We start from the raw sequence: 14,658 nt of genomic DNA on the forward strand, positions 1-14,658 counted from the left end.
CGTGAGTGCCACAATCTCAAACTTCACACGAAGTCTGTATGCGCAAATAGCCATGCAGCTGACCGTCTTTATCCGTAATATGCGGAGTGTTTTTTTCACTTTAGCCTTCCCCATTATGATGATCGTGCTCTTCGCCAGTGGATCTTCAGGACAGGCTAATATTCCCGCTCAGCAGGGAGTTGATGTGACAATGGCAAGCTGGACTATTGTGGGCTTGTGCTGTTATACGCTTCTGATGGGTACATTTGTGCGTGTAGCAGGTGATATGGCGGCGCAGCGCTCGACCTCTCTCCTGAAACGTCTGCGACTTCGGAGCACATCGGATGCCGCAGTAATCGCTGGTTACATTGTGACTGCATCCATCATTGCCCTAGCGTGTACTTTAATCCTTATTGTCTTTGGCATGGCGGTGTATCACCTGCCTATGCCTAAAAATATTCCATTGACAGTATTGGTTATTCTGCTGACTACGGTGGTGCTCTCGCTCATCGGTGCTGCGTACGCATCGTTTATTCCCAGTGCAGAAGCAACTCAGATTATGCTGCTGCCGCCCGCTCTAGTTTTGATGTTCCTCTCAGGTATCTTCCAACCTGTATGGACTATCCCAGCTGGGCTACGAGACTTCGCAGGATGGTTTCCCCTTGTGCACTTAACGGATGCATTACGTTCCGCGTGGTTCGGGCTCGATGTAGCACACGCGCAGGTAAGTGATACTGGATTAACCATCCCTTCAGGAACTCAGTTCATCAGTACTCAAGGGATGCTTGTTATCGGTTTATGGTGTGCAGTTTCACTTATTTTTGCGATTACTAAATTCCGGTGGGATCCCCGACAACACTAGGAGAGAACTATGATAACCGCATCGTTAGATAACCATTCTGAGACCGCTGAGCTATATCCCCAAGGAACTGAACGATATGTAAGGAACCCACAATTCCACTTTACTCAGCAGACCCGGGAAAATCGCACGACAGTTGTTGCTTCTTCGCCCGAAACAACAGTGCTGCTTGAAGGGCGTGAGGCTGAATTTATCACTGAAGTTGACGGGAAAACCTTGGAAGATATGATGCGTTTACCCCGCTGGGCAGCGGATCTTCCACTCATGTTTGCTCTTGCGGCTCAGCTGCAGTATCGCGGGCTTATTATGACTGAGACTCAACTTTCAGACCATACTACGCAGGGAAATATTGAGATTATTGACGTTACTCGTGCCCGAGTTCTTGAGTCTTTCTCTGCCTCGCCTCAAGACGGCATACGAGTTATTGATGGGCACACAGTTCCTAGGGTGAATTCGGGTTTGCCAGCGGTGATTGTCTGCGAAGATATGATTTCTCCCGCTGCCGAAAAGCTGTCTCGGAAGTATGAAGCGGCGGGGCATCTGTACTGCCTAGTGCAATTACAGGGAGCGGATGCTCTCATAAGCCCAGTGCTGGGGACTTCGTCGAGCGTACCTTATGACCAGCTCAAGCATAGTCTTCAAGTTAACGCACAGTATGCTCTTTCGGGCGGTAAACTTCTAGACAATGTTATGGGGGCGGCCTCAGTAACTCCGCGTTCCGTGGTGCGCTCACTTATCTGGTTGGCAATTCAGCGAATGAAGACATCAGAGCCCGCAGAGCGTACAGTCTTACGTTTTAAAAACGGTCTCTTTGAAGGGGAGCACTACGTCATGACGGGTGCCAAGACTACTAAAGCTCAACCGTTGAACCTTGACGCGCAGGCTAAAAAAATTGACCTGAGCTTCAATCCCGTCAACGACGCTGGACGCGCAAAATCTACCCGAGAGACCTGGGAAACCTATCGACATCTTGTATCTGATGTAACAGGAGTCGTCTCAAGCCTTAAACGTTTGGTACCAGAGGACGAAGAACTCTTGGTACACGTTTATGGGGCGGGACATAACTGGGCACTCAATCACGGTAGCTCTGAAGAATTCACACGTAGCTTACGCGGTCGTTCTTCGGGTAAAGGAACCACCGATTTAGGTGCCCGAGTATCCGGTTTGGCAGAAGCTATTGAACGTCATAGTGCGATCTCTGACGGCACTGAAGCCCGTTTACACACCAGCTATAAAGACTTGGGGGAGCACGCTCTAGACCCTCGAACCCTGACACAGTTCTCTCAGGATCAATACGAGCAACGGGATGTTCTCAACCAAGTGAAGGATCCATATCACTGGGTTCCAGAAAAATTCGATCCCACAGCAGAGATTGATTGGATGCCTGTTTGGCGGCCCGCATGTGATGAAACTGCCTGGATTCCTGCAGCATACTCGTTGTTCATGTTTGATCATGGAGCGATGCTGCCAGGTGCAAAATGCCCGCTTGGACAGAAAATGATGCGCTCAGATTCAAACGGTCTCGCAAGCGGTTCTACCCCAGGCGATGCCGCCGCGCAGGCTCTGCTTGAACTTATTGAGCGCGATGCCGTTGCTATTTGGTGGTACAACAAAATTCCCCGCCAGATAATGGCACCAGAGTTTACGGATACCCCTTTTATTCAGCGTACCCGAGAATGGCTGCGAAGTATTGGCCGCAACCTAGAGATTCTAGATATCACAACAGACATAGGTATTCCTGTAGCTGCCGCTGTAGCCCCTAAACCTGGGGATGCGTCCGATCAGATCATTCTGGGGTTCGGCGCGCATCCTAACCCTGAAATTGCCGCAACCCGTGCAGTAACAGAGGCTCTGCAGTTTATGTGTGCCCTGCCAGCGCAATTTAGGACCGCAGAAGGTATGGATCTAGACCTCCTTAAAATTTCGGTAGATGATGCTGCTAGTCATTGGCTTCAAAACGCTAAACTAGCCGATAATCCTCATCTTGTACCTGATCCACAGGCACTTAACGTAGAGCATGTACCGTGGAAGCAAGCCGACCCCCAACGTATTATTGCGCGTCTGGAAGATGTCGGTTTACCTGTGTACCTTCAAGAGCTTACACGTCCGTATATTGGGCTTCCTGTAGTACGTGCTCTAGTCCCGGGGCTGCGTCCGTGGTGGAGGCGCTTAGCAACGGGACGACTCTACGATGTGCCGGTTCAATGCGGATGGCTTGCCCAGCCCACCCAAGAAACTGACCTCAATCCGACCTCCATGTTCTTCTAGAGGGAGTTACCCCGTGACAAAGACCCACCTGAATCCACACAAAATACCTTTGATTCATTGTGAATATCAGCTGAAACAGACGCATCCTCAAAACAATGGAAAGTTCGGAACTTTAGAAGACTGGGCTCAGAACTTAGACGTATCTGCACAGCAGGCCGCTCTGATATTGACTCGGCAGAGCTCGTCAAGAAACCTTATACAACGTCTTATCAACCCTGAAACCGGAGCAAGCATAGAGATTTCTGGCTTTGAGCTCCTGCTGACTGAAGACGCGCTGGAACCTGTTCTTGACGAGGCAAATTATCCGCTTGGTCATACTGACTGCACTCTTACGCCGGGCGTTGTTATTTACGGGATGAATGGAAATACTCGCCTTGAAATAGCGCATCGGCCTTTACGAATAACTCTCAATGCCCAAGCCTGGTTAGATGCTATGACGGGTGGCGTAACCCATAAAATTCTGGAGTTTATAGGGATTTTTGCGCCTGAAGCACAGCATCATAAATATGGTCCTTGGGACTGTTGGGAACCTCATGACTATTTTATGTACCGACGTTCCAGGTTTGATACGGCAACCGGAGGGTATGGCGCTACTCGAACACGTGAGCACAACACAACCTTGCTCAAAGGCTTGGCTTCTCTTCGACAAGTTTCCTTCCCCAAAGTTGATTCTCGCCGCCACCAACTTCTTCTAGATCAGGCGCTTCTACAACGAACATCCCGGCGCATACCGCAAAAACCTTCGTTAAGTCTTGAATCTCTGACAACACTGTTGGAAGAAAGCCTGCGTGAAACTTCCCATAAGAGTGAAAATATAACACGGCTGCCTTTTCCCAGCGGTGGCGCTCTTCACGAGCTTTACCCCTTCATCATTGCTCAGAATATCGAAGGGCTGGAACAAGGGCTATGGTATGCAAACCTGCATACTCGTCAGTATGAACAGGTTGCGGCTGTTGAGGAGAAAACTCAGAGCGCGTACATGCGTCTATTGCGTACCTATGCAAGTTCGGCAAGGCTAAAGACTGAAGATGTACAGGGGCTTGTTTTATTAGCTGCTGATTTTGACCTTGTGACTTCAACGTATGAAGGAGTCGCATATTCTCTTACCCTCAAACACGTAGGAGCATGGATGCAAACGGCCTGCCTGCTTGCGGAAGAAATACCACTCAACGTATGCCCTTTAGGCGGTGGTGATGCCCGCGCGTTTGAAACACTCACAGGCGTTTCATCCGATAGACTGGTTCCTGTGGGCGAGATTCTCGTGAGTTCCTAGCTTCTACGGTAAGGTTTTACACCCATGTTTGATACTTACGGTATATGGACCGCTCTGGCTTGGTGTGCTCTTGTGCTTGCTGCGGTCTGGATTGGGTACCTCAGAATCCAGCGTCCTACCGTAGGGAAGATCCATAGTATTGTTTCTATCATTATTATTATCTTTTCCTTAGTAGGTATTCTAGGCATTAAGCAATCTATGCTCCCAGTGGGGATTTTATGTTGTGCTATAGCAGTTACCGGAGTAAGGAATACAAAAATAGCGGCTATTACAACCCTGGCAGTTGTTGTGGCTCTTAACTATTTGCAGACTTTAGAACCTAGCTGGGAGATCAATACCAGTTCCCATGATCCGGCTATTGTTGCCATCGTGGGGTTTCTCTTCATGAATCTTCGGATTAGCCGAGTATCACACCGGCGGCTTCAAGAAGAACTTTATATTGCTGAACAGAACCAAGAGTTACGTGAACAGAACCTACAGGCAGAGTTTAGGACCCAGATTGCGGCGAACCTTCATGATCTTATTGGGCATGATTTAACAGTTATTAATATTCGTTTGCAACAATTGGTACGTACCTTAAAACCTCTTGATTCAGATGTGGCACATGAAGCGCGTGCGATACAGAAAATGACGCGTTCTTCTATAGCCCATTTACGCGACGTTGTAGAAGGCTTTAATACAGTTGATTTCTCGCATCAACTCAATGCTGTACCGTCATTACTGTCATATCGTGGTATTCAAGCCCACATGGATATTCAGCAGAATGTTCTCAAGGTCCTTAACCCAAGTACCCTCACAGCACTGTATTGGGTGCTTCTTGAAGCTATCACCAATGTTCTTAAACATAGCGGTGCAAAAAATTGCTGGGTGAGTCTAAAACAACATTCTTCGGGTGACTATATGCTTATTATCGCGGATGATGGTATAGGACTGAAGGAAAGTTCTATGCGGAACACCGGTGCCGGTTTAGCAGATATGAATACCCGCATTCAACATATAGGTGGAGAGACAACTCTTGGTGCCGCACCTGAGGGTGGAACCCAAGTCAGAGCTAGGATCCCAGCTTCTAACATCATTACTGGAGGGGCATAAAATTATGATTACTGTTCTTATAGCTGATGATCAGACGATGTTCGGTAGCGCGCTCGCCAGTCTCATTGATGAAGAAGAAGATTTGGAAATTGTGTGTGTTTGTCGAGATGGACAGGAAGCTCTGGATAGTATTGTCACATATATTCCAAATGTAGCGCTTCTTGATATTGAAATGCCAAAACTTAACGGTCTAGATGTTCTTGATGAAGTTCAGAAGCAAGGCATAAACACGAAAATAGCTATTCTGACAACTTTTCAATCTCCTGGTTACGTTCGTCGTGCTCTTGAAAGCGGTGCTTGTGCTTTTATAACAAAAGATCAAGATGCTGAAGAAGTATCAAACATTATTCGGGATATACATTCTGGAAAGGTAGTGGTTGATTCTGCACTGCTTCTTAGTGGTGCTACGCTGCCAGCTAATCCACTCAAACCCAGACATCAGGATGTTCTAAAACTGACTATGGAAGGAAAAACCGTCAATCAAATTGCACGGGAACTATACCTTTCTCACGGTACTGTGAAGAATTACCTATCTGAAGCCATTCAACTTCTTCACTGTACTTCACGTGTAGAGGCCGCTCACACGGCGCGTACTAACGGCTGGATTTGACCTGACGACGTATAAGGCGGCGGTGGGCTTATAAAGAGCCTTTTCAGCAGGGAAAGTAGGGAAAGTTATGAAAAAGTTATGAATCAGTCGGGGTGAAAAGCTCACGAATCTGTTCCGCATCCACTCGGGACGAGGCGAAGGAGCCGTCGTTGACGACCGCATCAAACAGCGCCGCTTTCGATGCCTTCAAATCCATGACCTTCTCTTCAATGGTGCCCTCAGCCACCAGCCGGTACACGTGCACATCGCGTTCCTGCCCCAGCCTATGGATGCGGTCCACCGCCTGCTGTTCAGCCGCCGGGTTCCACCACGGATCCATGATGAAACAGTGATCTGCCTCCGTCAGGTTCAGCCCGAACCCGCCCGCCTTGAGCGAAATAAGGAACACCGGCGCCGCACCCTCGGCGAAATCTTTCAGAACCTGTGGGCGGTTGCGGGTCGTGCCGTCCAAGTACAGATAGTCGATGCCTTCAGCCTGCAGCCGTTCAGCAATTGTGCGCAGATACCCCGTGAACTGGCTGAACACCAGCACCCGGTGCCCGTCGCCTAAGAGCGAGGGCAGATGCTCCACCAAATATTCGAGCTTGGCGGAAGCCACCCCGGCGTATTCGTCCGGGTCGATAAGCGTGGCGTCAAGCGCTAGACGCCGCAGAAGCGTGAGCGACTGGAAAATCGTGAACCGGTTCTTATCCATATCTTCTAAAAGCCCGAGCACCTTTTGCCGCTCGCGCTGCAGATGCATATCGTAAATATGTCGATGCGCCGTCGTGAGTGGCACGTTTACCCGCACATCGTTCTTTTCGGGGAGATCGGCGGCGACCACATCCTTCGTGCGGCGCAGCATCAGAGGACGAACCCGGCGGCGTAGCTTCTCAATAACCTGCGGGTCTTCACCGGACTCGGCGGGGCGCGCATATAGGTCGCGGAACATGCGCGCCGAGGGGAACAGCCCATCCGCCACAATCACCAAGAGCGCCCAAAGCTCCATGAGGTTGTTCTCCATTGGGGTGCCCGTAATGGCGAGTTTTACCTGCGCGTTTAGGGCACGTGCCACCTTCCATGCGCGAGTTTTCGTGTTCTTCACGAACTGCGCTTCGTCTAAAATCAACGCACCCCACCCTGCATGCGGGGAAGCACCGTTCTCTGTGTTTTTGGGAACATGGTTACCGAATTCGGTGTATCCATCCTCGTCGAGGCGGAACAGCGCATAGCTTGTGAGCACCAGATGCGCACCCTGTACCAGCTCCGCGATGCTCTTGCCGCTTTTGCCCGTAGACTCGGTGATAGTCACCACCTTCGCACCCGGCACGAATCGTGCGGCCTCCTGCGCCCAGTTACCCACCACGGATGTTGGCGCAACCACGAGGAAAGGCTCAAACTCGGTGTGATCGGCGCGTTGCTCATGCTCGGCGATCGCTTGGGCAAGCAGAGCGAGCACCTGCACGGTTTTACCCAAACCCATATCGTCGGCAAGAATCCCGCCCAGCCGGTGCTGCCTCAAGAACGCGAGCCAGCGGAAACCCTCAAGCTGATAAGGTCGCAGAACTGCGGTAAGACCCGGGGGAGAGGGCAAGTGATTCGCCGAAAATACGCCGGAAGAAACAGATAAAGAATCGGAATGTTCGTTCTCTAAAACTTCTTCGGAACCGGCAGTCTCACCCGCCCGGTCAGCGGCCTCCACGAGGGCGAGCAGACTCTTAACCTGCGCATCCCAAGAAGCCACGGTTTCCACACTCGAAGCGAGCGATTCCAGTTCAGAAAACAGCCCCGCCTGATGCCGGTTAATGCGCAGCTCACCACCGGTCTCGTTGAGTGTGCGAGCCTCCTCAATGAGGGTTCTCAACGCCGAAAACTCCGGGCGATTGAGTGAAAAATAGGTGCCGTTACCCAGCAGAATACGGTCTTGATTCCGATCGAGCGCCTCAAAAACCTGGGCGAAAGGCACAGTCCAGTTATTGACCTTAATAGCGATACCCAGCCCGAACCAGTCACGCGAATTACCCTCGGTCACCTTGACCTCAATCATGGCGTCGGTTGCCTCGGTAAACTCAGGCACGGAACCGAGCAGTCGCACGCGAACCCCGGAAATACACCGCAGGGCGGGCAACACATGGGCGAGAATATCGCGGGTTTCCCATCCCTGAGAGCGGCGTTCACCGAACCCGCCTGCCAACACCGGGTTGGATGCGGTTGCCGACCGTACTGCGCGCAGCACCCGCGCCTCAAAACGTTCGTCGCGTTCTGTGCCCAAGCCCAGCGCCGGCAGGCGGCGAACCCCCGAGTCCGTGCCTTCTTCATCGAGTGGGTTCTTCGGGTATTCCCAATACCAATTCAGGAGTGCGTCATGCGAAATCTCATCATCAAAATGCGCCTCAAACACCAAATAGGGCGAACGAACCTTCGGCAGCGCCAAAGCCGGGTCTGGGGTAAGGAATGGGACGGCCCGCGTGAGGGTGGGCAAGAACTCGCGGTGAAAAGCCTCGCGCTCGCCCGCCGGAATACGCATTTCGCCGCGAGATACCAACGATTCTGCGACTGCGTCCAAAGGCTCGGCAAGCGGAATAAACGCCAGGTTAAGACCTTCCGGCAGGTCTGGAATAGTCGGCATCGCGGCGTTTTCGAGTGAAAGCTCGGGAATGAGCCCGCCCGTCTGCGTTTCAGAATTTTCGTTTTCGCCCGCGCTCTCCTCCGCCTGCTGCGAAGATTGAGCCTGAAAAACATCGCGATGCGGCGCGTCTAAGGCGCCCTTGCGCGTGCTCTTCCAATGCACTCGATGCGCCTGTTCCTCGTAAATACGCTGCACAAGAGAACCGAGCGCGAAAACCCCCGAGCGTGGCGAGCCGATGGGGTGGCGTGCCCGGCATCAAACCAGAGCTGCCGCACCCGGTTATCTTCGCGGGTTTCCCACCCCAAGGCGGCATGAAGAGCCAAGTCAGGGGCGGAATCTTCGCTCATGGCAGCCTCTGCGTTCTGTCGGGACTCGGCCTCAACAGCTCCGGCATGCACCCTCACCTGGGCGGGTGGCAGAACCGCCGTAGTCACCTCAAACCCTTCGAGAAGAATCGGCAGGCCAATCTGCTCTGCGCGCGCTAGAACATCCCACAGCAGCGTGGAATTCGTGGCGGTGAGCGAGATCCAGTCCCGATGCGAAGAGTACATATTCTGCCACGGGCGCGCGATAGCGTATATTTCAGCGAAGAACCGTTCGTGCTCGGGGTACACTTCGTGACGACCGACCGGCCCACCAACGCTGGACGCGAAGGTCTCCCAGCTGAGTCCGCCCTTGATCCAGCGCCCGGTTTTGGACTGCATCAGCGGTCGCGCCAGCAGGTTGATAGGCGGGGTTGCACCGGGAATATTGCGCCCGCGCGCATATGAACCCGAAATGCTGAAGGAAAGGTCGAGCGCCCCCGGAACCCGTGCCGAATCAATACCGGATGCTTCGCCCCGGGCAGCGAGAACTTGCGCCATATCGCGCCGCCACACCGAAATTTTCGAGGGCGAAGAATGCGTATTCTCGTGGTCGTTCAGGGGGAGAGGTTTGGGATCGGTGGTGAGCGAGCTTGCCGAACGAATCGCCCCGGATGCGCGCAACGCCGCCAGGGGATCGTCGGCTGCCTCCGCAACCTGTCGCGCGGTATCTTCTGGGCTCTCCGGGTTCATAGACTGGCGGATGCGGCCGCCGGGCGTATTGTCGAGGGCTTTCCGCGCGGTTTTGGCACGGTCGAGTGCAGTGAGCATGAGGGCGACGGCGTGCTTGCAGTCGGCGGCGACCGGGCATGTGCATCGTGCGTTGAAAAGATTGGAATCGGCGTCCGAACCCGGGAAGAAGCGAATACCTACCTCATAGGGGATAGGGGTACTCCCGTTCACCAGACCTTCCAGCGTATTTTCGTCTTCGTCGTAGGTGTATCGCACCACTTCACGCTGACGGGCATAAGCAAGCCCGCGCTGGTATGCCTTATGCCCCGCCTGCCGAATAATCTGCGCAACGGTGACGGGGATATCGGGGAAAGGGTTTGGCGCGCTCACCGTTCCATTATCTCAAGGGTGTCAAAGAATCGCGCGGTAATTCGTTATGAGGTCTGTCCATGATGCGCTGAGCGTTTTTTACATGTATTTTTGATGGATATTGTGAAGAACATAATAAAAGTGATAATGCCGGTGAGGAAGCCAACGCATAAGACACTCATGGCGAGGGTAGCGGCTGCCTGTGTGAGAGGACTCGACCCCTTGGGCTGGACGCCCCTCCACTCGAAGGCATGGTACTCAACGACTGATCCCCCGCCGGCTAGGATGAACAATCCAATACCGAGAATGAGGAGTAGTGCAGCTATTGCCCCGACCATACGTGCAGTTTTCATGCTTTCCCCTTGAGTAACTGACTTTATGGATTCATCTGGTCCCGTTCTTTTGCCAAGGGTGTTTTATTCTGCTCAACATGCTTATTTTGTGCCTTGCGTGCCTTCTTGGTCGCCGTTGTGAAGAGCAGAATAAAGGTGATAATGCCGGTGAGGAAACCAATGCCTAGGAACCATAGGCTCAGATTATTAGTCGCCATGACGAGCGGACTTGCTCCTGCGGGATCGACACCCCTCCACTCGAAGGCGTGGTATTCCACGAGTGAACCCCAGCCGGCTAGGATGAGCAATCCAAACCCGATAACCAGAAGTACTGCGGCTACTGCTCCAACTATGTAGATAGCTTTTTTCATGAGCGCTCCTTAGATACTGGCTCTATAAATCGATCTGGTTCTGACCTTCTTCCAAGAGGTTTTGAACCTGTACAGGATGCTTTTTGTGCGTCTTGCGGGAGTTCCTGACCGCCGTGGTGAAGAACGGAATCAAGGCGATAAAGCCAGTAAGAAAGCCGGTGCCTAAGAACCAGTAGCTGAGGTTGCCGGTTGCTCGCGTTAGGGGACTTGCTCCTTTATGCTGTACACCCCTCCATTCGAGGGCATGATACTCCACGAGTGAGCCCCAGCCTGCCAGGATGAACAAGCCAAACCCAATGATCAGAAAAATTGCGGCCACTATCCCCATGATCTGTACAGTCTTTTTCACAGTTATCACTCTTTCTTTCCGGAAGCGTAAAGCAGGCGTGACATGGTGATATATCAGAGGCAAGATAAATTTCTGTACATTACCCAGTGTGCCGTGATTCTTCTCGAATGTGTAGACCTGCTCTGAAGACCCAAAACTTCACACTACGCCGCCATGAGGCGGCTATATACAGGTATGCATTCATAATCGCGTTATGTAAATCACAAGAGTTTGACGGGTTCGCACGTTTACAGATTCCTGAAAGCTGTTGTAACCTGGATTCAGCTTCAAGAGTTTCGACTGATAAGCTCCGACTATGGTCGAACGCCAACCCCATGTTCACGGGTGGCTCGGATGACGAAGCGGTTTGTATTCGCCGCCTCAGGTGGCACTTGGTACAGGCAAGAGCAACGCGAAAGGAACGCGCATTCGGCGCATGGTTGTCAATGTACAACAGCTCTTCATCTCCAGCATCCCCCCTTACTCCTGCACGCTCTTATCAGGAAAATCTGCGTGCCGCATCTGTGCCCGCACGCGGCGGTTACCAGGCAGTAAGTATTCAGGACTACGCACGTATTTCTTCTAAGCGCGACGAATTCCTCAATTTTCTGCTTCTTCCCAACCCCGAGGGTATTCCTGCCGTCGAATATGCCGGTCTGCGCGTAGCATAGGGGTATGAGCGCCTCAGGACTGCTTCTCGACTCGGATGTTCTCGCCGAGATTCGTAAAGCTACACCAGATTCCAAAGTTGTTGCCTTTCTGCGCCGCCGCGCCTATAAACACCTCTACATTTCGGTATTGAGTGTAGGCGAGCTCAAAGGACTCTACCCCTACCCAGAGACCGACCGTTGGATTGCCGAACTTCTCGACAGATTCGCCGACCACATCATCAACGTGGATGCCCGCGTAAGCCTCGAATGGGCGGGACGCAGCGCCCCGCGCGGCATCCACAGTCACGGACGTAAAGATGCCGAGCCCCTGCCCACCGCCGCCCTCGAAGGTCTGATGGCGGCGAGCGCCCAAGCTCACGACCTCGAAATTGTTTCTTCAAAGGCTGAGGTGTACCGGTCCTGGGGCGTGCCCGCGGTGAATCCGTGGATTGAAGACTAAATCTTCCGCACAGTATTTTCACCGTAAGCGCCGGGGAAGTACCTGCGTGTTCGAGAAAGCCGTGAGAAATGCTCGGCACAGTTAGCTGTACGCGCTGCCGCATCGGTGAGAGCGCATCAGTAACGTTCGTGTAACCCCTATGTTCACGGTGAGCGGTTAACGAAGGTTAGCCGCCATTTAACCGGAACTATTTCCCCGAAAGCCCAGCAGGCTCACACGCGCTGACAGGTTTCATGGCATGATGGAAGAACGATGAAAAGTAGCTCTTCTACATCCCGGTATTCTGCCCCTATGCCACTCTGGCTGCAGGGCATCGTTGAATTAGTTTTTACCGCCGCGCTTTCTTTCGGGCTTGTGCTCGTTCTGCTCATGGCGGTGTGGTTTACCAACGGTTTTAACCGCATGGATTTTCCCGCACTCGCAACTCTTGCCTCCCACCTGTGGCTGCTCATGCACGGTGTGCCGCTGAATATTCCGAATGCTTTCGGCATTATTCTGCCGCACGGCATGCTCACACTGGTACCCATGGGGCTGAGCATTATTCCGGTGCTCTTATGCTTTAGGTCTGGGCGAAAACTGGCGCGCGCATCCTATGAGGGGGAATTCTTCAAGCCCGTACTATTAGGGTGCGCTGCCTACGGTATTTTTGCTGCCGTCGCCTTTGCGTGGGCGAGTACCGAACGGCATCTGCTGGGTATTGTTGGTGCGGCGTTGATTCCGCAGATAGTGGTGCTGGTCGGGTTGATCTGGGGCGGCTACTATGAATCGCGTTCGCTCGCCCGTATGGTGGGCGTGAACACCGCCGAACAGATTTCGCAGATGAGCCAGTACTCGCGATGGGCGAGCTCCTATGTGTGGTCGATTGTGCGTGCCTCCATGGTGGCGATTTTCTCGCTCATTATGGGCGGTGCTCTGGTGCTGGTGGTTGCCATGATGATGCGTTGGTCGCAAATCGCAACAATTTACCAGGAACTTCACGCCGGGCCGGTGGGGGCGCTCGCCGTGACCCTGCTGCAGCTTGGTTACCTTCCGAACTTGGTGATCTACGCGATGTCGTGGACTACCGGCGCCGGGTTTGCGTTCGGCGTGGATACACATGTGGGTTGGTCGCAGACGACGATGGGCGATCTTCCGCTCTTTCCGGTGCTGGGTGCTATCCCTGAGAGCCTGGGCTGGATAGGGTATGCGGGTCTGGCGGTTTCGCTGGGCGCCGGAGCCGTTGCCGGTTGGTGGTTCTTGCGTGAAGGTGAAGACCACGTGGAGGAGTGGATCACCATGAAGGTACGTTACCGGGTGATTGCGCTGCCGCTTTCTTCGCTCGTGTTGGGTTCGCTGGTGGGTGTGCTCTGCGGCGTGTGGGCTTATATTTTGGGTTGGATTTCCAGCGGATCGTTGGGTGTGGGGCGTTTTACCGAGGTAGGCGCATCGCCCGCAGCTTTCGCCGTGGCGACCGCAATAACCCTGGGTGCGGGTACCGCGTTGGGTAACCTGCTGTGCCATGTGCTTCTTCCCGACAGCAGTCGTGAGCTGCCGCGTTTTGCCGATGAACGTCCCAATCTGGGCAGTCGCATGAGCGAGATGCTGCAGCAGCGTCGCGCGGCGCGGGCAGAGCGTGAACAGCTCAGGAACGATGAGCAGGAACGCGAGGCACAAGAACGTGAAGAGCAGGCGCGTGAGCGGGCTCAGCAGCGGCGCGAACGAGTCAAACAGGTGCACGCCCGCCGTGCAGAACTCAATAAATTTGCTGAGCAAGAAGAAGCACAGCGAGCGCATAGTTTAGGTATCAAAACGGAGCAAGAATCCTTGCGTGAGGATAGTTCTGCCGAAGCTGCAGACTCGAAGGATGCGGCATCTGACGAACAAACCATCGAGCTGTCGGGAGCGGATGAACCCACCGTGGAACTTGATACCTCTGAGAAATCCGGTGGGGGTACCGAGGACGCGCCGCGCACGGTCAAGCCCGGTAAGCGTGAGAAAGCCCCGGGGAAGCCGGTCTTTAACCGCGTTCCGCGCCCCGAAACCTCGGGTAATGGCGGTGATACTAAGGTCGAGCGGGAAACACGAGAGCAGAGCGCTCGTACAGGGGAGTCTGGGCCGCAGAAAGCCCCTTCGTCAGTGGAGTTTCACGAGTCCGGGTATAAACGTTTTGGTGTGCCGCGCCCGGTTGCCGCATCGCCCGCATCCGATCAGGAGAATACGGAAGGTTCGGCGCAGTCTCACGAGACTACCGTTCAGGAGAAGCGTCAGCTCACGCCCACTCAGGCGATGGCTGTTATCTTCGGAGCCTCTGAGCCGACCAAGGACGAATCTTCGGAGGAAGGGCCCTCCACGGGGCAGGATTCCTCGCATAAGAAGAGGAAGAAATAACTTTCGCGCCCTATATGGTGATATATCGGGAACACCTAGAGGGCTGGGAGCACAGCGG

Annotated in this window: 13 protein-coding genes and 1 riboswitch; of the genes, 8 read left to right on the forward strand and 5 right to left on the reverse strand. The window is 53.4% G+C overall.

What is annotated here, in order from left to right; all coding sequences use genetic code 11:
• Window position 1 precedes the first annotated feature (1 nt).
• Genes HMPREF2804_RS03350 through HMPREF2804_RS03370 form a run of 5 tightly spaced genes read left to right on the forward strand, consistent with a single transcriptional unit; the run spans window position 2 to window position 6,081 of the window.
• Window positions 2–841, forward strand: coding sequence for an ABC transporter permease (locus tag HMPREF2804_RS03350; protein WP_070536268.1), 840 nt, complete (start codon window positions 2–4; stop codon window positions 839–841).
• 9 nt (window positions 842–850) lie between these two features.
• Complete coding sequence (locus tag HMPREF2804_RS03355) at window positions 851–3,106, forward strand: YcaO-like family protein (RefSeq protein ID WP_070627298.1); 2,256 nt, start codon at window positions 851–853, stop codon at window positions 3,104–3,106.
• A gap of 13 nt (window positions 3,107–3,119) precedes the next feature.
• The gene (locus HMPREF2804_RS03360) at window positions 3,120–4,379 is read left to right on the forward strand and encodes a SagB family peptide dehydrogenase (RefSeq protein WP_070627299.1); all 1,260 of its coding nucleotides are present in this window, start codon (window positions 3,120–3,122) and stop codon (window positions 4,377–4,379) included.
• A gap of 24 nt (window positions 4,380–4,403) precedes the next feature.
• Entirely contained in the window at window positions 4,404–5,471 is a 1,068-nt protein-coding gene (locus tag HMPREF2804_RS03365; RefSeq protein WP_070627301.1) for a sensor histidine kinase, read from the forward strand.
• Between the two features lie 4 nt (window positions 5,472–5,475).
• Window positions 5,476–6,081, forward strand: a complete 606-nt coding sequence (locus HMPREF2804_RS03370; protein ID WP_004006035.1) for a response regulator transcription factor — start codon at window positions 5,476–5,478, stop codon at window positions 6,079–6,081.
• Window positions 6,082–6,157: 76 nt separating this feature from the next.
• Here the strand turns inward: HMPREF2804_RS03370 and HMPREF2804_RS03375 are convergent, their stop codons facing one another.
• The 5 genes from HMPREF2804_RS03375 to HMPREF2804_RS03390 are packed head-to-tail and all read right to left on the reverse strand — an operon-like array spanning window position 6,158 to window position 11,144.
• A complete protein-coding gene (locus tag HMPREF2804_RS03375; protein WP_246824114.1) occupies window positions 6,158–8,851 on the reverse strand; it encodes a DEAD/DEAH box helicase in 2,694 nt (897 codons plus the stop codon).
• On the reverse strand, window positions 8,818–10,113 hold the full coding sequence (locus HMPREF2804_RS11265) for an SWIM zinc finger family protein (RefSeq protein ID WP_246824115.1): 1,296 nt from the start codon (window positions 10,111–10,113) through the stop codon (window positions 8,818–8,820). The genes HMPREF2804_RS03375 and HMPREF2804_RS11265 overlap by 34 nt, the downstream gene beginning before the upstream one ends.
• Window positions 10,114–10,157: 44 nt before the next feature.
• Window positions 10,158–10,445 (reverse strand): hypothetical protein, encoded by a 288-nt coding sequence (locus HMPREF2804_RS03380; protein ID WP_070627303.1) that lies wholly within the window; start codon window positions 10,443–10,445, stop codon window positions 10,158–10,160.
• Between the two features lie 23 nt (window positions 10,446–10,468).
• On the reverse strand, window positions 10,469–10,795 hold the full coding sequence (locus HMPREF2804_RS03385) for a hypothetical protein (protein ID WP_070627305.1): 327 nt from the start codon (window positions 10,793–10,795) through the stop codon (window positions 10,469–10,471).
• A gap of 22 nt (window positions 10,796–10,817) precedes the next feature.
• Window positions 10,818–11,144: a hypothetical protein gene (locus tag HMPREF2804_RS03390; RefSeq protein ID WP_070627431.1), complete on the reverse strand. Its 327-nt coding sequence runs from the start codon at window positions 11,142–11,144 to the stop codon at window positions 10,818–10,820.
• 264 nt (window positions 11,145–11,408) lie between these two features.
• Window positions 11,409–11,537: riboswitch (SAM riboswitch) on the forward strand.
• Between HMPREF2804_RS03390 and HMPREF2804_RS03395 the strand changes: the two genes are divergently transcribed.
• From HMPREF2804_RS03395 to HMPREF2804_RS03405, 3 genes are all read left to right on the forward strand, one after another.
• Window positions 11,516–11,794 carry a nuclease PIN gene (locus HMPREF2804_RS03395; RefSeq protein WP_238382392.1) on the forward strand — a complete coding sequence of 93 codons (279 nt, stop codon included), beginning with the start codon at window positions 11,516–11,518 and terminating at the stop codon, window positions 11,792–11,794. Its footprint overlaps the riboswitch before it by 22 nt.
• 4 nt (window positions 11,795–11,798) lie before the next feature.
• A complete protein-coding gene (locus tag HMPREF2804_RS03400) occupies window positions 11,799–12,233 on the forward strand; it encodes a PIN domain-containing protein (protein WP_070627307.1) in 435 nt (144 codons plus the stop codon).
• Window positions 12,234–12,524: 291 nt separating this feature from the next.
• Complete coding sequence (locus HMPREF2804_RS03405; RefSeq protein ID WP_246822678.1) at window positions 12,525–14,600, forward strand: cell division protein PerM; 2,076 nt, start codon at window positions 12,525–12,527, stop codon at window positions 14,598–14,600.
• Window positions 14,601–14,658 lie beyond the last annotated feature (58 nt).

The organism is Rothia sp. HMSC065G12 (genome assembly GCF_001811455.1).
GTDB lineage: Bacteria > Actinomycetota > Actinomycetes > Actinomycetales > Micrococcaceae > Rothia > Rothia dentocariosa.

What these genes read in the sequence shown, in the direction of transcription:
- HMPREF2804_RS03355 (WP_070627298.1), top strand. Translation starts at nt 851, where the DNA reads ATGATAACCGCATCGTTAGATAACCATTCTGAGACCGCTGAGCTATAT.
- HMPREF2804_RS03385 (WP_070627305.1), bottom strand. Translation starts at nt 10,795, where the DNA reads ATGAAAAAAGCTATCTACATAGTTGGAGCAGTAGCCGCAGTACTTCTG.
- HMPREF2804_RS03400 (WP_070627307.1), top strand. Translation starts at nt 11,799, where the DNA reads ATGAGCGCCTCAGGACTGCTTCTCGACTCGGATGTTCTCGCCGAGATT.
- HMPREF2804_RS03365 (WP_070627301.1), top strand. Translation starts at nt 4,404, where the DNA reads ATGTTTGATACTTACGGTATATGGACCGCTCTGGCTTGGTGTGCTCTT.
- HMPREF2804_RS03370 (WP_004006035.1), top strand. Translation starts at nt 5,476, where the DNA reads ATGATTACTGTTCTTATAGCTGATGATCAGACGATGTTCGGTAGCGCG.
- HMPREF2804_RS03405 (WP_246822678.1), top strand. Translation starts at nt 12,525, where the DNA reads ATGCCACTCTGGCTGCAGGGCATCGTTGAATTAGTTTTTACCGCCGCG.
- HMPREF2804_RS03380 (WP_070627303.1), bottom strand. Translation starts at nt 10,445, where the DNA reads ATGAAAACTGCACGTATGGTCGGGGCAATAGCTGCACTACTCCTCATT.